At 50.7% G+C, this 211-nt stretch carries 1 tRNA gene and 1 rRNA gene; both read left to right on the plus strand.

Features of this window, described 5'->3' with window-relative positions:
• Nucleotides 1–69: ribosomal RNA gene (locus AACW06_RS20795) — 16S ribosomal RNA — on the plus strand; the annotation flags it as partial.
• 65 nt (nucleotides 70–134) lie between these two features.
• Nucleotides 135–211 (plus strand) — tRNA-Ile (locus AACW06_RS20800).

Raw genomic sequence — 211 nt, forward strand, 5'->3', positions numbered from 1 at the left:
TGGTTCATGACTGGGGTGAAGTCGTAACAAGGTAGCGCTAGGGGAACCTGGCGCTGGATCACCTCCTTATACGATGATTACACAGATGAGTGTCCACACAGATTGATGGTTTATACAGTTTTAGAGACGATGCTGGGTCTGTAGCTCAGGTGGTTAGAGCGTTCGCCTGATAAGCGAGAGGTCGGTGGTTCAAGTCCACTCAGACCCACCA

This window comes from Vibrio sp. S12_S33, assembly GCF_963889785.1.
Classification (GTDB): Bacteria; Pseudomonadota; Gammaproteobacteria; order Enterobacterales; family Vibrionaceae; genus Vibrio; species Vibrio aestuarianus.